This window comes from Nocardioides sp. W7 (genome assembly GCF_022919075.1).
Classification (GTDB): domain Bacteria; phylum Actinomycetota; class Actinomycetes; order Propionibacteriales; family Nocardioidaceae; genus Nocardioides.
Window position 1 is genome coordinate 517292 of sequence record NZ_CP095078.1, and the last position, 12329, is coordinate 529620.

The 12329-nt window shown below is 74.5% G+C and carries 9 protein-coding genes; all 9 read left to right on the forward strand.

Going from position 1 to position 12329, the window contains the following annotated elements; genetic code table 11:
• Window positions 1-10: 10 nt before the first annotated feature.
• The gene (locus tag MUB56_RS02525) at window positions 11-2461 is read left to right on the forward strand and encodes an FAD-dependent oxidoreductase (protein ID WP_244930343.1); all 2451 of its coding nucleotides are present in this window, start codon (window positions 11-13) and stop codon (window positions 2459-2461) included.
• Window positions 2458-3684 (forward strand): sarcosine oxidase subunit beta family protein, encoded by a 1227-nt coding sequence (locus MUB56_RS02530; RefSeq protein WP_244930344.1) that lies wholly within the window; start codon window positions 2458-2460, stop codon window positions 3682-3684. Before MUB56_RS02525 ends, MUB56_RS02530 begins: the two co-directional genes overlap by 4 nt.
• A gap of 13 nt (window positions 3685-3697) precedes the next feature.
• On the forward strand, window positions 3698-3946 hold the full coding sequence (locus MUB56_RS02535; RefSeq protein WP_244930345.1) for a sarcosine oxidase subunit delta: 249 nt from the start codon (window positions 3698-3700) through the stop codon (window positions 3944-3946).
• Window positions 3943-6645 carry a 2Fe-2S iron-sulfur cluster-binding protein gene (locus tag MUB56_RS02540; RefSeq protein WP_244930346.1) on the forward strand — a complete coding sequence of 901 codons (2703 nt, stop codon included), beginning with the start codon at window positions 3943-3945 and terminating at the stop codon, window positions 6643-6645. Before MUB56_RS02535 ends, MUB56_RS02540 begins: the two co-directional genes overlap by 4 nt.
• Window positions 6635-7156: a sarcosine oxidase subunit gamma family protein gene (locus MUB56_RS02545; protein ID WP_244930347.1), complete on the forward strand. Its 522-nt coding sequence runs from the start codon at window positions 6635-6637 to the stop codon at window positions 7154-7156. The genes MUB56_RS02540 and MUB56_RS02545 overlap by 11 nt, the downstream gene beginning before the upstream one ends.
• A gap of 88 nt (window positions 7157-7244) precedes the next feature.
• Window positions 7245-8117, forward strand: a complete 873-nt coding sequence (locus MUB56_RS02550) for a hypothetical protein (RefSeq protein ID WP_244930348.1) — start codon at window positions 7245-7247, stop codon at window positions 8115-8117.
• Window position 8118: 1 nt separating this feature from the next.
• A complete protein-coding gene (locus tag MUB56_RS02555) occupies window positions 8119-8820 on the forward strand; it encodes a sigma-70 family RNA polymerase sigma factor (RefSeq protein WP_244930349.1) in 702 nt (233 codons plus the stop codon).
• A gap of 991 nt (window positions 8821-9811) precedes the next feature.
• Window positions 9812-10777, forward strand: coding sequence for a M28 family peptidase (locus MUB56_RS02560; protein WP_244930350.1), 966 nt, complete (start codon window positions 9812-9814; stop codon window positions 10775-10777).
• A 218-nt stretch (window positions 10778-10995) separates the two neighbouring features.
• The gene (locus MUB56_RS02565; protein WP_244930351.1) at window positions 10996-12240 is read left to right on the forward strand and encodes an HNH endonuclease signature motif containing protein; all 1245 of its coding nucleotides are present in this window, start codon (window positions 10996-10998) and stop codon (window positions 12238-12240) included.
• Window positions 12241-12329: the final 89 nt, after the last annotated feature.

Below are 12329 nucleotides of genomic sequence, written 5' to 3' on the forward strand. Positions count from 1 at the left end.
GGAGGATGTCGTGAGCGGACCCAAGGTCGTCGTCATCGGGGCCGGCGTGGTGGGGGCGGCGCTGGCCGACGAGCTCACGGAGCGCGGCTGGACCGACGTGACGGTGGTCGACGCGGGGCCGATCCCGCACACCGGCGGCTCCTCGACGCACGCGCCCGGGCTGGTCTTCCAGGCCAACTCCTCGCGGATGATGACCGAGCTGGCGACGTACACGGTCGAGAAGCTGGTGTCTCTCGAGACCGACGAGGGGCCGTGCTTCCTGCAGGTCGGCGGCCTGGAGGTCGCGACCAGCCCCGACCGGCTCCGGGAGCTGCACCGGCGGGCCGGCTGGCTGGCCGCCACCGGTGTGCCCGCCCGGGTCCTGACGCCCGCGGAGTGCGTCGCCCAGCACGACCTGCTCGACCCCGCGGTCGTGCTCGGCGGCCTGCTCACCCCGACCGACGGGCTGGCCAAGGCGGTGCGCGCGGTCGACGCGCAGACCCGCCGGGCGGCCGAGCGGGGCGCGACGCTCCGCCCCGGAACCGAGGTGCTGGACGTGCTCGTCGAGGACGGCCGGGTCGTCGGCGTCGAGACGCTGAGCCGGACCTCAGGGCGCGGCCGGATCGACGCCGACCTCGTGGTCTGCTGCGCCGGCATCTGGGGGCAGAAGATCGCCGCGATGGTCGGCCTCGACCTGCCGCTGACCCCGCTGGAGCACCAGCTGGTGCACACCACCCCGGTGCCGGCACTGGCCGCCCAGACCGAGGAGGTACGCCGCCCGATCCTGCGCCACCAGGGCGCGGACCTCTACTACCGCGACGACCACGACCGACAGGTGATCGGCTCCTACGCGCACCGCCCGATCCCGGTCGCCGTCGCGGACTTCGAGGGCTGGGACGGTCCCGAGATGCCGAGCGTCCGGGTCTTCACGCCCGACGACTTCGAGGGGCCGTGGAAGGACTCGCAGGCGCTGCTGCCGGCCCTGGCCGAGGCGGGCGTCGAGTCCGGCATCAACGGCATGTTCTCCTTCACCACCGACGGCGCCCCGCTGATCGGGGAGAGCCCCGACGTCGCCGGCTTCTGGGTCGCCGAGGCGGTCTGGGTGACCCACTCCGCCGGCGTCGGTCGCGCGGTGGCCGAGCTGCTGGTCGACGGCGTCCCGACGACCGACCTGCACGAGGCCGCGCTCGACCGCTTCGAGGCCCACCAGCGCGGGCCGGCGTACGTCCTCGAGCGCGACCAGCAGAACTTCGTCGAGGTGTACGACGTCCTGCACCCGCTGCAGCCGATGACCTCGCCGCGGCCGCTGCGGCTCTCGCCGTTCCACCGCCGCCAGGAGGAGCTGGGCGCCTACTTCCTCGAGGCGAACGGCTGGGAGCGACCGCAGTGGTACGCCGCCAACGCGTCGCTGCTGGACGACTACGACGTACCCACGCCCGGCGACTGGGCGAGCCGCTACTGGTCCCCGATCGCCGGCGCCGAGGCGCTCGCGACCCGCGAGCGGGTGGCGCTGTACGACATGACGGCGCTGAAGCGGATCGAGGTGGTCGGTCGCGGCGCGACGGACTTCCTGCAGGGCCTGGTGACCGGCAACGTCGCGACCTCGGTCGGCAGCGTGACGTACTGCCTGCTGCTCGACCCGCGCGGCCGGATCCGCAGCGACGTGACGGTGGCCCGGCTGAGCGCGCCTCCCGGCCGGCAGCGCTACCAGGTCGGCGCCAACGGGAACCTCGACCTCGCCTACCTCCAGGAGCGAGCGCCGGCCGACGTGTTCGTCCACGACGTCACGCCCGGCACCTGCTGCCTCGGGCTGTGGGGCCCGCTGGCCCGCGAGGTGGTCCAGAGCGTGTCGACCGACGACTGGTCCAACGACGGCGTGAGGTACTTCCGCGGCATCGAGGCGCACGTCGGGATGGTGCCGGTGACCGCGCTGCGGCTGTCGTACGTCGGCGAGCTCGGCTGGGAGCTCTACACGACCGCCGACCTGGGCCAGAAGCTCTGGGACACCCTCTGGGCCGCCGGGCAGGAGCACGGGATCATCGCCGGCGGCCGGGCCGCCTTCAGCTCGCTGCGGCTGGAGAAGGGCTACCGCTCCTTCGGCGCCGACATGACCTGGGACCACACCCCCGCCGAGGCCGGCGTCGGCTTCGCGGTGAAGACGGCCAAGGAGGCGTTCGTCGGCAAGTCCGCCCTCGCGGCGCTGAGCGAGCCCACTCGCAGGCTGGTCTGCCTGACCTCGACCGACCCGCAGGCGGTCGTGATGGGCAAGGAGCCGGTGCTGCACGGGGGCGACGCGGTCGGCTATGTCACCAGCGCCGCCTGGGGCTTCACCGTCGAGCGCGCGATCGCCTACGCCTGGGTCCCCGCGGAGCTGAGCAGCCCCGGCACGGAGCTGACCGTCGGCTACTTCGACCAGGAGCTCCCCTACGTCGTCACCGAGGAGCCGCTCTTCGACCCGGCGATGACGAGGCTCCGCGGATGAAGGTCAGCGACCGGCTTCCCGAGCACCCCGACTTCCTCTGGGCCGACGCCGAGCCGAAGAAGGCGTACGACGTCGTGGTCGTCGGCGGCGGCGGGCACGGCCTGGCCACGGCGTACCACCTCGCCAAGGACCACGGGATCACCGACGTGGCGGTGCTGGAGAAGGGCTGGCTGGCCGGCGGCAACATGGCCCGCAACACCACGATCATCCGCTCCAACTACCTCTGGGACGAGAGCGCCGGCATCTACGAGCACTCGCTGAAGCTGTGGGAGACGCTGGAGGAGGAGCTCGGGACGTCGGTGCTGTTCAGCCAGCGCGGCGTGCTCAACCTCGCCCACAGCCTCCCCGACATCCGCGAGGGCAAGCGCCGGGTCAACGCCAACCAGCTCAACGGCCTGGACGCGCAGTGGCTGACGCCGGAGGAGATCGGCCGGCTCGTCCCGATCCTCGACGTCACCGACCGGCCGCGGCACCCGGTGCTCGGCGGCACCTTCCAGCCGCGCGCGGGCATCGCCAAGCACGACCACGTCGCGTGGGGCTACGCGCGAGCGGCGCACGCGCTCGGCGTCGACATCGTCCAGGGCTGCGAGGTGAGCGGGTTCGTGACCGACGGCGACACCGTGACGGCCGTCGAGACCTCCCGCGGGCGGATCGGGCTGGGCCGGCTCGCCCTGTGCGCGGCGGGGCACTCCTCCGTGCTGGCCGACCTGCTCGGCGTCCGGCTCCCGGTGCAGAGCCACCCGCTGCAGGCGCTGGTCTCCGAGCTGTTGGAGCCGGTGCTCGACACGGTCGTGATGTCGAACGCCGTGCACGTCTACGTCTCGCAGGCGCACAAGGGCGAGCTGGTGATGGGCGCCGGCGTCGACCCGCAGGTCGGCTACGGCCAGCGCGGCTCCTTCCACGTCATCCAGGACCAGATGGCCGCGGCCGTCGAGCTGTTCCCGATCTTCGCGCGCGCCCACGTGTTGCGCACCTGGGCCGGCATCGTCGACGTCACCCCCGACGCCTCGCCGATCATCGGCCGTCTCCACCAGTGGGAGAACGCCTACGTCAACTGCGGCTGGGGCACCGGCGGCTTCAAGGCCACGCCCGGTGTCGGGTCGGTGTACGCCGCCACCGTCGCCCAGGAGCGCCCGCACCCGCTGGCCGAGCCGTTCGCGCTCGACCGGTTCGTCACCGGCCGGCTGATCGACGAGCACGGCGCGGCCGCGGTGGCCCACTGATGAAGGCACAGCGATGATCCGGGTCCCCTGCCCGCACTGCGGCGAGCGCGACGAGACCGAGTTCCACTACGGCGGCGAGGCCGGAGTCGACTACCCCGCGGACCCGGGCGCGCTCGACGACGCCGCGTGGTCGTCGTACCTCTTCGTGCGGAGCAACCCGCGGGGCTGGCTCCGCGAGCGCTGGTTCCACGGCGCCGGCTGCCGGCGCTGGCTGACCGTGGAGCGGCACACCGTCACCGACGAGATCAGGAGTCCCTCGTGAGCCGGCGTCTCGACACCGGGGGCACCCGGATCGACCGCTCCCGCCCGATCCGCGTGAGTGTCGACGGCGAGGAGCTCGAGGCGTACGCCGGCGACACGCTGGCCTCCGCGATGCTCGCCGCCGACCTGCCGCTGGTCGGCCGGGGCATCTACTCCGGCCGCCCGCGGGGCGTCGTCGGCGTCGGCCCCGAGGAGCCCAACGCCTGGGTCCAGGTGCTCTCGCGCGGCGGCGAGCCGATGGTGCAGGCCACCCTGCTCGAGGTGTACGACGGCCTCGCGGTCGAGCGGCTCGCGGGCCGGGGCCGGCTGTCGCCCGATCCGGAGACGACCCGCCTCGACACGCTGTTCTCGCACTGGGAGGTCGTGGTGGTCGGCGGCGGGGCGGCCGGCCTGCGCGCGGCGGCCCAGGCCGCCGAGGCGGGCGAGGGCCGGGTGCTGCTCGTCGACGACCAGCCCGCCCTCGGGGGCTCGGCGGCCGACCTGCCCGCCGACTCGCCCCCCGGCCGCGATCTCGCGACGTTCCTCGAGCGCCTCGACGGCGTCACCGTCCGGACCCGCACCACGGTCACCGGGTTCTACGGCCACGGCCGCCTGGTCGCCGTCGAGCGACTCCCAGAGATCGCCGGCGACCGGCTGCACCACCTGCAGGCCGGCCGGGTCGTGCTCGCCACCGGCAGCCAGGAGCGGGGCCTGGTCTTCGAGGACGGCGACCGACCCGGCGTGATGCTGGCCTGCGCGGCGGCCGACCACCTGCGCCGCTACGCGGTCCGGCCCGGCGAGCGCGCGGTCGTCTGGGTCGCCCACGACCCCGGTCTGCACGCCGCACTCGAGCTGGCCGACGCGGGTGTCGAGGTGCTGGCCGTGCTCGACGTCCGAGACGGGATGGGCCAGCCGCTCGCCGCGGCGTTCGCCGCCCGCGGGATCCCGGTCCACCTGGGCGGGGAGGTGACCGGCACCGACGGCCCCGAGGACGGCCGGCTCACCCGGGTCCACACCAGCGCCGGCCTGTACGACGCCGACCTGCTCGCGGTCAGCGGCGGCGCCAACCCGGCCGTCCAGCTGTGGAGCCACGCCGGCGGGCGGACCCGGTGGTCCGACGAGGTGGCGGGCTTCGTGCCGCTGCCCGGGCCCGGGTCCGCGCTCGATGACCGGGTAAGCACCGTGGGTGCAGCGGCGGGCGAGCTCGGGGGCCGGCGGCCGACGTACCTCTTACCGGCGACGCACTTCCGCTCCTCGGTCGGCGACCCGGAGCGGGTCTTCCTCGACCCGCACCGCGACGCGACCCTGCACGACCTGCGGCGCGCGCACACCGCCGGCCTGACCGGCGTCGAGCACGTCAAGCGGTTCACGACCATCGGCACCGGCGCGGACCAGGGCCGCGGCTCGGGGGTGCTGAGCGTCGGCGTGCTCGCGCAGGAGCTCGGCCGGCCCGTGGGCGAGGTCGGGACGACGACGTACCGGCCGCCGTACCTCCCGCTCTCCTTCGGGCTGCTCGCCGGCCGCAACCGCGGCCTGCTCTCCGACCCGGTCCGGCTCTCGCAGCTGCACGACCGGGTCGCGCACGCGCCGATGGAGAACGTCGGGCAGTGGAAGCGGCCGTGGTACTTCCCCGCTCCGGAGGAGGCTCTGGACGACGCCGTCGCCCGCGAGGTGCGGGCGGTGCGCACCGGCGTCGGGATGATGGACGCCTCGACACTCGGCAAGATCCTGCTGCAGGGCACCGACGTCGGCGTGCTGCTCGACCGGGTCTACACCAACCTGTTCTCGACGCTGAAGGTCGCCAAGGTGCGGTACGGCGTGATGTGCGGCCCCGACGGCATGGTGATCGACGACGGCACCACGGCCCGACTGTCGGAGACCGAGTGGCTGATGTCGACCACCACCGGCAACGCGGCCGCCGTCCTCGACGCGCTCGAGGAGTGGCACCAGACCGAGTGGCCCGAGCTCGACGTGAGCATGACGTCGGTGACGGACCAGTGGTCGGTGGTCGCCGTGGCCGGACCGCGCTCGCGCGAGGTGGTCGCCGCGCTCGCACCCGAGCTGGACTGCTCGGCCGAGGCGTTCGGCTTCATGGAGTGGCGCTCCGCCCCGGTGGCCGGGATCCCGGCGCGGGTCATGCGGATCTCGTTCTCCGGCGAGCTGGCCTTCGAGATCGACGTCCCCAGCTGGTGGGGCGCGGCCCTGTGGGACGCGGTCGCGCAGGCCGGCGCGGCGTACGGCATCACGCCGTACGGCACCGAGACGATGCACGTGCTGCGGGCCGAGAAGGGCTTCCCGATCGTCGGGCAGGACACCGACGGCACCGTGACGCCGTACGACCTCGGGCTGGGGTGGGCGGTCTCGAAGAAGAAGGTCGACTTCATCGGCAAGCGCTCGCTGGCCCGTGCCGACGCCCAGCGCCCGGACCGGCGGCACCTGGTCGGCCTGAAGCCCGTCGACGGCACCTCGCGGATCGCCGAGGGTGCCCAGCTGGTGGCGCACGGCGCCGACCTGACGGCGTACCCGGTGCCGATGGCCGGGCACGTCACCAGCGCCTACCCCGCCGGCCACGACGGGCGCCCGTTCGCGCTCGCGCTGCTCGACGGCGGCCGGGACCGGATCGGCGAGGTGCTCGACGCCGTCGACGACCTGGTGCCGGTGCCGGTGCGGGTCACCGGGCCCGTGTCGTACGACGAGGAGGAGGCCCGCCGTGACGGCTGACGTGCTCGCGCTGCGGCGCTCGCCGCTGGAGGGGACCGGCTTCGGCGTCGTCGGCCTCGGGCTGACGATGGCCGAGGAGCCGTTCCGCTCGCTGGTCGAGGTGCGCTCGGACGTCGCACCGAGCGTCGCGCCGGGCGTCTCGCCGTCGGCCGGGCACGTCTGGCGGCTCGGGCCGGACTGGTGGCTGGTCGACGGCCCGCCGCCGTCGGAGCCGGCGCTGGAGGTCCCGCTGGCCGGGCAGCTGCGCGGTCCGGGTGCCGCGGCGACCGACGTCTCGGCCCACCGGACCACCATCGTGCTGACCGGCGAGCACGCTGCGACCGTGATCGCGCACGGCTGCCCGATCGACCTCTCCGTCGTACCGGTCGGCGGCTGCGTCCAGGGCACCCTCGCCGGCGCCCAGGTCGCGATCGGCCGGGTCGGCCCGAACACGCTCCGGCTCTACGTCCGCGCCGCCTTCGCCCGCCACCTGGCGGCCTGGCTGAGCGACGCGGCGACGCCGTACCTCTGAGGGCTCGCCGTCGGCACCAGCAGCGCCGCTGCTTGTAACGCAGCGACATGTAGGGGTGAAGGATGTTCACCTAGCTGCTGGAGGACCCATGCCCACGCCTTCGTGGACCGACGAGCACGCACGACTGGTCGCTGACTCGGCGCCGCTGGTCCCGACACCGACCGAGGCTGAGGTCGATCGGGTCTGGGACGTGGTCGCCGAGGTCGTCACGGCTCCCGCAGCCACCCGGCGCCCCCGGCGACGGATCGCGTGGGGGGTCGGACTGGCCGCGCTCGTCCTGGGCACGTCCGGGGTGGCCGTGGCCGGCACGGCCGTGTGGCAGGCCCGGACCGGCGAGTTCCAGACCGACCCGGAGAGCATCCGACTGGGCGGTCCCGGTGAGCTGATCGACCCCAGTGGCGCCGACTACGAGCAGGTGCTCCGCGAGGAGATCTCCGACATCCCCTTCCCCTCGGACGGGGCGCGGGAGATCGCGGTGGCCGACCAGGTGAGGTTCGCCCGCCGGGACGCGGCGGGCATGGAGATGGCGCGGGCCCGCGGTGACGAGGACTGGTCCATGCGACAGGTCACCGGGGGCATGCGGGCCGAGGCGGCGCGAGCGGCCATCTGCTCCTGGGCGAACGCTTGGGCGGCGACCACGGCGGCCGGTGACGCCGACGGCCGCGCCGAGGCCATCGAGATGCTCGAGGCCTCGCGCACCTGGCCGGCGGTGACCGACGTCGACGCCCTCCAGACGCTCACCTGGAAGAAGCAGTGGGTCACCGACTCGGAGACGGGTGCGACCCGGCGGGAGCCCTACCTGGACAACACCGTCTTCGCCTACCTCCCGCTCGTCGTGGCGGCCGCCCGAGGACGCGACGCCGAGGCAGTGGGCCGGCCCCTCGTGGAGTACACGCGTTGCGTCCCGGAGCTGATGCCGGACCTGCCCGCTGCGGTGCCCGCCGAGCACCGGGTCCCGTGACATGGGTCGCCCCCTGACCGGTCAGGAGTTCGAGGAGCTCTACCGCGCGACGGTCCACGACCTGATCGCCTACCTGCGCCGCCGGGGCGCCGCCGACGCCGAGAACGACGTGGCGGAGGTCTACGCCATCGCCTGGCGTCGGCGGGTCGACCTGCCCGCGCCCATGATGCGCCGGGCCTGGCTCTTCGGCACGGCGCAGAAGGTGCTGCAGGCCAACCACCGCCGGCAGGCACGGGAAGGCAGCGCCGCCGCTGAGCTCGCGCACCGCCCCGACGACTCCCCGGTGGCCGACCAGGACAGCCTGACGACGGCCACCGTGGCAGCGGCGATGGCCCGGCTGCCTTCCGGGGACCGGGAGATCCTCCGGCTCGTCGAGTGGGAGCGCGTGACGACGGCCGAGCTCGCCACGGCGCTGGGGGTCCGCCCTGCCACGGCCCGCGTCCGCCTGCACCGGGCTCGGAAGGCGTTGGCGGGTGACCCGGCGGTACGGGCGCTGGTCGATCGACCCGACCCGGATGAGCGCTACCTGGGCAGCACGTCCCAGGTCTCACCCAGGTCGTCGGAGGTGTACGCCGAGGCCAGCCGCCAGCTCAGGGCGTACAGCCGGCCGCCCGCGGTCCGCACCGACCAGCCGTCGACGTCGCCCCCGACGTCCGGCAGCGCGAGCGGCTCCCAGGCGCCGCCGTCGAGCGGGACGGCGTAGCCCGGCTGGTCCCACCCCGAGAGCAGCAGCCGGCCGTCCGGGAGCACGCCGACATCGGCGCCGAACCACTGCTCGCCCGCGCCGACCTGGGCCGGCACCGCGCGCCACGGCTCGGCGCCCGGCGCTGCGACGTCGCGCACCTGCAGGGAGAGCAGCCGCTCGCCGCCGTCCTCGTCGAGACCGGCGAGCGGCACCACGACCCGGTCGCCGGCCACCGCGATCCCCAGCGGGTGGGCGTCGCGCGGCAGCGAGATCGGGACCCGCTCCCAGCTCGACCCACCGTCGGCCGAGTGCAGCACCGGCAGCTCGTCACCCCACTCACCCAGGACCCAGACGCCCCCGGTCTCGTCCACCGCCTGTCCCTGGGCCGAACGTCCGGCGGGACTGCGCGGCGCCGCGAACACGGTGCCGGTCGAGGGCCGGAAGACGAGGTTCGCGTAGTCGTCGAGCTGGAGGTCGCCCGGCTCGACCGGGAGCGGCTCGGGGGACCGGGTCGCCGGGGTCAGGGTGCCGTCGACGCCCAGCACCTCGTACCGCTGGCGAGCCGGGTCGCGCTGCAGCAGGAACCCCGCCTCGAGGGCCCAGAGGCCCGGGCTCGCGCTCGCCTCCGACACCCGGTGCGCGTGCCCGTCGGCGAGGACGCGCTCGCCGTCGTACAACCTCCAGGCGGAGGCCTGCGGTCCCTCGTCGTCGTCGGACTCGACCAGGTACGACACCAGCACCTCCCCCGTGCCCGACACCTCGATCCCGCTCGGCCGGCCGGCCTCGACGATCTCGTCGACGGTGCCTCGGGGTCGGCCGCGACCTCGTGCTCGCGCTCGGCGTCGCGCACGGCGTCGCGCTCGGCGTCGCGCACGGCGTCGCGCTCGGCCGGTGAGCCGGGGCCGGCGACCTCGCCGCAGCCGGCCAGGGCCAGCGCGAGGAGCACGAACACGATTCCGAGAGTCCGACGCACGACCCCATCATCGGTGCGCCCTGGTTGACTCGGGGCATGCGCCGAGCCGCCGCGCTCCTCACGCTCGCCGCGCTCGCGGCGGGGTGCTCGGGCGAGCCGCGTCCGGCCGCTCCGACGTCCGGCTCGGCCGCCCCGACGCCCATCCCCACACCGAAGGCGACTCCGCCCCGGGCCTCCGCGGAGCCCGAGCCGCGCGTCTCGCCCGACGACGTCCGGGTCCGTACAGCGACCGCCGCCGTCCGCCACCTCGCGGACGAGATCGGCCCCCGGCCCGGCACCACCCGGGCGTACTTCCGCGCAGCAGCCTGGACGCAGCGCCGGCTCGAGGAGCTGGGCTGGCAGGTCGAGCGGCAACGCTTCCCGACACCGGCCGGCTACTCCTGGAACGGCCCCGTCGCGGCCGGCCCGTCCGTGAACGTGCTCGCCACCCGCGGCGACGTCCGACCCGGAGAGCCCTGGCTAGCCGTCGGCGCCCACCTCGACACCGTCGTCGGCTCGCCCGGTGCCGAGGACAACGCGTCCGGGGTGGGGGTCCTGCTCGCCGTCGCCGAGGCCCTGTCCGGACGGCGCAGCCGACTGCCGGTCGTGCTGATCGCGTTCGGTTCCGAGGAGCCGCGCGGCCAGGGCGACTCCCACCACCACTACGGCTCGCGCGCGTACGTCGCCTCGCTCACCCCCGAGCAGCGGCGCACCCTGCGCGGGATGATCTCGCTCGACCGGGTCGGCGTCGGCCCGGCCGTCCCCGTCGGCAGCCCCGCCGACAACCTGGACCCGCCCACCCGGCGAGTGCTCGCGGCGGCCGCCCGCGCCGGCGTACCCACGCTCCCCGAGACCGGCCAGCGCTCCAGCGACCACTGGTCGTTCGCCCGCGAGGCGATGCCGGCCGTCCGCCTCGGCAGCACCCCGTACGCCGGCTACCACTCCCCCGGCGACGTCCCCGCCGTGGTCGAGCCCGCCCAGCTGGAGCGGACCGCGCGGGTCGTGCTGGCCTGGCTGCGCTGAGCTGCCTTCCCTTGCAGTCTGCTGCCGCGCGAGTCGGACGGGCGCGAAACGCGGTCGCAGACCTGGACCCTCCTTGCTGAACCCGCCGGGCAGATTGAGGGGTCGGCCACCTCGTCGTGGGTGCCGAAGGCCTGTGGAAGATCCAAGCGGTCGAACGTGCGTTCGATTAGAATGGGGGCATCATCACGCACTCGTTTGTTGAGCTCTCGGAGGCTCGCATGGACCACCCGATCCGGGTCGCCACCCAGGTCATTGACGGTGCCCTGAAGTCGGTGGCCGACGTGAACCCGGCGTTCATGACCACCACCGACAAGGCGTCCGCCCTGGTTGAGCTGGCCGCGATCGAGGACCGGGTGGGCGAGCTGCGACTGCGGGTCACCGCCGACGCCGGTGACGTGGCCGAGGAGTCGGGTGCGCGGGACGTCGGGGCATGGACGGCAGCCGCGACGCGGCGTCGTCGTGGTGACTGTGCTGCCGACCTCCGCCTCGCGTTGGTGTTGGCCGACCGTCCGGTGTTGGCAACGGCGGTCCGTGAAGGTGAGGTGAACCTCGACCAGGCCCAGGCCATTGCGGCGTCCCTCGCCGAGCTCCCGGCCGACGTCGACGCCTGCGTGGTCGACCGGGCCGAGGCCGCGTTGGTGGCGTACGCCGCCCGCTTCGACCCGGTCGAGCTGGGGCGCCTGGGTCGTCGGATCCTCGACGTCATCGCCCCCGACCTCGCCGAGGCCGCCGAGGCCCGCCACCTGGCCGACCTCGAAGCCTCCGCCCACCAGCGGATGCGCCTCGGACTGCGGCCGATGGGCGACGGGACCACCCGCATCAGCGGACTGATCCCGGACGCCTCCGCTGCCCGCCTCGCGACCTACCTGCACGCCTTCACCAACCCCCGCCGCGACGACGCCGACCCGGAACCGGCCCAAGCGCGGCGGACTCCCCACGGCCGCAAGACCGCCCGCGCGTTCTGCCAACTCCTGGAGACCCTCGACCCGACCCGGCTCCCCATCCACGGCGGCGACGCCACCACCCTCGTCGTGACCATGTCGCTGGAGTCGCTCCGCGCCGAGCTCGGCACCGCCACCCTCGGCAACCCCGCACCGGGCGACTCGGCCGACCGGATCACCGCCGACGAAGCCCGTCGCCTGGCCTGCACCGCCCACCTCGTCCCCGCCGTCCTCGGCGGAAAGGGCGAGGTCCTCGACCTCGGCCGCTCCCAACGCCTCTTCACCCGCGCCCAACGCCGCGCCCTGGCCCTGACCGACCGCGAATGCCGCGCCGAGGGCTGCCAGATCCCCGCCCCGTGGTGCGAAGCCCACCACGCCGGCACCCCCTGGGCCGCCGGCGGCCGCACCGACCTGGCCGACGGGATGCTGCTCTGCTCCCACCACCACCACCGAGCCCACGACCCCACCTACACCTCCGAGCGGCTCCCCGACGGCGGCGTCCGCTTCCACCGACGAACCTAAACCGGCTTGGTAGGGCATTGGCGGGGGTATGACGCACCAGTCCTTGCCTAGGCATGCTTGGCCCCTACGTCATAGGCATGAGTGGTAGG